The 5,032-nt window shown below is 45.0% G+C and carries 4 protein-coding genes; 3 read left to right on the top strand and 1 reads right to left on the bottom strand.

All coding sequences use genetic code 11. From position 1 onward, the window contains the following. On the bottom strand, positions 1-1,977 hold a 1,977-nt coding region (locus ACTIE6_RS17330), incomplete at its 3' end, for a hypothetical protein (protein ID WP_439557838.1). Between the two features lie 905 nt (positions 1,978-2,882). Between ACTIE6_RS17330 and ACTIE6_RS17325 the strand changes: the two genes are divergently transcribed. The 3 genes from ACTIE6_RS17325 to ACTIE6_RS17315 all read left to right on the top strand — a co-directional run. Continuing rightward, complete coding sequence (locus ACTIE6_RS17325) at positions 2,883-3,347, top strand: hypothetical protein (RefSeq protein WP_439557837.1); 465 nt, start codon at positions 2,883-2,885, stop codon at positions 3,345-3,347. 198 nt (positions 3,348-3,545) lie between these two features. After that, positions 3,546-4,463: a hypothetical protein gene (locus tag ACTIE6_RS17320; protein WP_439557836.1), complete on the top strand. Its 918-nt coding sequence runs from the start codon at positions 3,546-3,548 to the stop codon at positions 4,461-4,463. A 47-nt stretch (positions 4,464-4,510) separates the two neighbouring features. Beyond that, a partial coding sequence (locus ACTIE6_RS17315; protein ID WP_439557835.1) for an RNA polymerase sigma factor occupies positions 4,511-5,032 on the top strand: 522 nt, incomplete at its 3' end.

The following is a 5,032-nucleotide window of genomic DNA, read 5'->3' as shown; positions in this document are numbered from 1 at the left end:
ACCACCCGGATTTGCCGCAGCTCTTCTGAATGCAAAAAGATCAGGCTGATTGATCGCTTTCAGCAAACCGGAATTGGCCAGCTCGACAAACTGGTTATACAAATACACCAACTCTCCATTGTAGAAATAGTAAAAGGATTCATACGGATGGTTGGTTGTGCCCGGTGCAACAGGTTTAACTTTCGTCACTTTTTCAGCAAAACGCAGTGAATTGCCCGCGAGGTCTTCGTAGGGCGTGTACGGACAAAGTCCATTGTTACGACCATACCTTTTCAATCCATTCATATTTTTGTACTCATCCGCGATCAGCTGTTTGGCACCTGATTCCACGCTTGAAGCAGAAGGTACCGACGTTTGATCTCCCTGATAGAATGCGCGTACTCCGAAGAGCAGTGCCTTATCATCATCAAGTGTTTTCAGGAGCGCGTTGCCTGAGGTATTCCATGAGGTTGCCGCGGCTGCATTGGGATAGCTTTCGTGTATTTTGCGCACGTCGTTGTACAGCTGTTCCTTTTTGTTATCGACAATTTGAAACAATACTGCGTACCGGTCGAGGATTTCGTCGGAGCGGCGCAGCTGGTCTTTGAGGTACTTCTTTTCAGTTGTGTAGCTGGTCAGCTCGATACTCAGCGCATCCATTTCTTTCATAATGTTCATCAGCACATCTGCCTGGGTGTAAACGGGCGTCCGGTAAGCGGGTGGGAGTGTGGTAGCTGCACTTACCAAAAGCTGATAGGCAGAAAGCGGCAGTTTGAAATCCTTGTGCGAGTAGGTGAGGTCGGCGCGCTTGGCCGCCCTGGCTGGGTCGCGGTAATATTCGGCAGTAGACTGGTAATTGCGCACCAGCAGCTGCATCAGGTGCATTTGACGAAGTAGTTCATTGATCAGCTCGACAAATCCATTCAAAGTCCTGATCGTTGCGGCCGAGGCTGGTGTACTTGTCTTTTTGAGGGTCAGAACAGGCGCGGCTATATCTGCAAAAGGTTTTGTGGCTGCACTTCGCTGTTGCTCCTGTTGGAGCTGTTCGCTTACTGCCGGGCTGTAAGAAGGGTAATAAAGTAGTCCCTTTTGCTGCCGGCTGTAATCTGCAAAAGCCTTTTGCGTGACCAGCATATCCTGGTTAAACCGCTTCAAAAGTGACAGATAAATAGCATTTCCATGCTCAGCAGATTGTTGCGCAGCATGGTTATAGCTGTCTATCGCGTCCCGTTTGATCTGCTGCATCGCAATGATCGACTCTTTAAAACTTCCAACCATATCGGATGCAGGATAAGCCAGACCTGCCTGCGACTTGCCAAATGCATTCAGCAGCTTCTGATCCGCGAGCATGCTCCGCTGCACAGTTTCCACCGGCCAAGGTGAGCGCGTCGATTGGTCTGCGTAGAAGGCTAGTGAATCGAGTAGTGTTTGCTGAATGGCGATCGCCTGCTCCATTTCCCGCTCCGTGCTCAGGTACGGATCGGCGGCCTGATAGGGCTGATACCGCTGGTACACTTTGTGGAGTTGCCGGTAGAATCCCGTGCGCTGGCGCTGGAAAGACCTGAAATGCGCATGCATTTTCGCAACGATTTCACCCGACTGTTTGAGGTGATCATCTTTGTATGCTTCCAGCCGGACGTATGTTTCGAGTGATTTGGCGGTTTCATCCAGCTCGTTCACCAGTTGCCACAGAGAGTCGGCGGCTGCATTCAGCTGTTGCCGCTCCGCGGGTGTGAGACTTCGTGGTTGTTTCGCCTTATTGTAATAGAAGGCTTCCAGCGGGCCGGAAGAAGGTAGCCGCAGCAAAGTGCCGGGACGTTTCTGGTAACGGTCAATTTCCTCCTGGTACCGGTTCAGCATCTCGAAGCGGCTGGTTACCACGTCCGCAGACTGGCTCATGAATTCAATGTAAGCATTGAGCGACCGGGGAGCTTCCTGGCAGAAGGCGCGGAATGTCGAGAGATAAAAAAAGATCGCCAATTTGAATAGGTTTTTCATAACGTGATCAGCTGTGCCTGAGTCTCAGGTTCATTTTGGAAAGTATGTGTTGGTTCGCGGATACTTACCGATAAATAATTGAGAAATGACTTTTGCTAAAAGAGTACGAAAAAAAAATAAAAATGCAGGCAGCGGGAAAAAGAGCATAAGTGTCATAGTTATGAATGGCACTTATATCTACTTCCTCTTTAATGAAGAACTACTTTTGGAATAGTCTCTCTTCGGATAGCAGAGAGATTAATCACAAACTGGTTTTTATTGTTTTTGTTTTTGTTTTTTTAACCACATTTCCAAAATATGTTGAGTTATTAGGCGATCCTAATCTTGCCAAAACCTATTCTTATTATTTCAAGAAAATAGCGGAACCGTTACAACCTACAACTGATCTTTCAACGGATACACACGGTTCAAAAGTAGTATTCAGATTAACGGTTCCATTAATAGGAAAATCGTTGGGACTGGATGTGGAGAAGTCGGGAAGTAATATGATGTGGTTGTATATCATTCAGTCAGCTTTATTGTACCCGTTTATCTATATGCTTGTGCATGTTTGTCTGAGGTTCGCCAGTCAAATCGGTGCCTGGACGTTTGTTTGGGCATGTTCGTGCACTTATCTGTGTAAAGCTTTTTTCTGGGATTATGATTTTTGGTTTGATGGATATGCTTATTTTTTCATATTGTCAGCCATATATTTTCGAAATCCGTTACTGATATTTATAGCACTTCAATTAGCATTCTGGACTGACGAAAGAGCTGTTGTTGCATTACCCGGAATTGTATTGTTTCATTTATTACAGCTTAACAACTTTGCTATTCCGGAACCAAAAAGTCAACTAATAAAGCAATTGTTTAAGCCACAAATTTATGTTTGCATTCTGGCTATGTTAGCATATGGATTAACACGTATGTTGCTTACCGTTCAGTTTGATTTGCACACACCATTGGGAAAGAATGAAGGTGTAAGTCCCGCGCTGATCCCTTTCCAGATTGAAAACAGATTCCTGGGTGTTTTTCTTTCATTTGAAGGATTGTGGGTCTTGTTTTTCTGTGCATTGTACATTATTTCCCGACGGAACAATGCGATCTTTTTAGCTAGCCTGGGTATTATTATCGTGCAAATAATAGTAGCGTACAGTGTATATGATATCACCCGTAGTATGATTTATGCATTCCCGATGATGCTGGTTTCATTTGCGATTTATTTCAAAAATAAAGACGCACTTCAAGGTGACTATCTGCCTGTCGCCTGTATACTTTGCATGTTTATTCCCACACACTACCTGATTTTCATGCCCCAGCAAATTCCAATGACTGTATTTTCGATTCCGCATTTGTTGGAAAGCCTGCAGCGGGCAGTCTGGTTTAACTGATTCAACCGGCACATTATGCACGCACTTGCTTGGTTTTCAGACCAATCAAAAAAATTTAAAGAAAATATTCAAATGTCAGGCAGCGGTAACTTGCTAACTTGTGTCTGCTTAGCTGTATTGTCATGACATTCCACAGGTAAGAAATAAATGGACGCTTTGAGCCGGAAATGTATGATCTCCCGTTTTAAAAATTGTGTTTTGCCAAAATCCTCCTTTATCAGCCTCTTTGTAGTAAGCATGATCGGGGTGTGCCTGGTTGGATGTAACACGGTCATCGAGCCGCCCGATCCAGTAGTTCTGCCCGAGGTTCCCGAGAGAGTCGCGAATATTTTTAAACAAAAATACCCTGACGCGACGGAAACCACGATGCGCGTGGTTGAAAAGGGAAACTTCTGGGAAGCAGATTTCAAGCTCGGAAGCGACCGGTACTATGCCGGGCTGGATTCCGTGGAGGTATTGAGAAGTTTACGGACTTTGGATTCAGAAGTGCCTGATTCTATACGCAATTTGTTGGTTAACACGACGCTGGCTGGTGTGGAGCTCACCGGCTACCGGGAGCAAGTTGAATCATTTATTGATACAGAGAAGCAATTTGTTGCCCGATACACCTATCAGAATAAGGACTACCAAATGTTATGGACCGCCGGATTTCGCTCTTACGTTTTGAACTGCGTGCCCCATTATAAGTTTTTTGGACGTATGTATCCCAATTACATTCCGGAAAACATACAAGCTTTTATAGCGGCAGAAAACCTGAGAAGCATTGGCGGCGCCATGTTTATCAATGATAAGAATGAAAGAATGTACCGCATGAATGCGCAGCACGTAGGTGATAATGTTTACGATTTCACTTTTGATTCAAAAGGCACTTTGCTTTGGACGAGTTTCAACAGGAAAGAAATTACGAATACACTGAACCTGCCCGCACATATTCAGGCATATCTACAGCAAATGCAAACTGATTACGGATTCACACTCGGCTCGGGATATGAAATACATTACACTGGCGGGTACAGCCTGTTCCTGCAAAGAGGCGTTCAGGAAAGTTTAGAAGTGAAATTGGACAAGGATGGGCGCGAGGTAGATCGTATCCAAATGATTTATGTAAACTGGTAAGCGCACACCCGGTATTACGAATCTTTATTAAAGTTTAAATTGATTGCATGAAGTTTTTTAAAAGCAGAAAATACAGCTCGCTGGAAGAACTGGTCAAAGCCTGTCAAAGGCAGGACGCCAGCGCGCAGACTGCTTTTTACGAACTTTATAAATCCAAGCTGCTCGGTGTTTGCGCACGTTATGCCAAAACCGGCGCTGAGGCAGAAGATATTTTCCAGGAAGCTTTGATCAAGGTTTTCAAGAACCTGGATGATCTGAAAGATATCAAAATGGTCGGCAGCTGGGTGAAATCGATTGTGATCCGAACGGCGATCAACTACTATCACCGCACTACCAAATTGGAGCAAATGCATTCGGCGGTCGACGAAATGCACCATGAAATCAAATCAGAAGATTATACCCGAATTATACAGCAGCTCGATATGGTTGTTTTGCTGGATGTGATCAACAGTCTCCCGGACGGTTACCGCATTGTTGTCAACCTGTTCCTGATAGACGGGTTCACGCATAAGGAAATTAGCGAAATGTTGAAAATCACAGAAAGTACCTCGCGCTCCCAGTTTTTCAAG

It is taken from the genome of Dyadobacter sp. (genome assembly GCF_051859145.1).
GTDB lineage: Bacteria > Bacteroidota > Bacteroidia > Cytophagales > Spirosomataceae > Dyadobacter.
This window is presented reverse-complemented; position numbering and strand designations above follow the sequence as displayed.

Coding starts and splice junctions, on each gene's coding strand:
- ACTIE6_RS17325 (WP_439557837.1), top strand. CDS start 2,883: ATGTTGCTTACCGTTCAGTTTGATTTGCACACACCATTGGGAAAGAAT.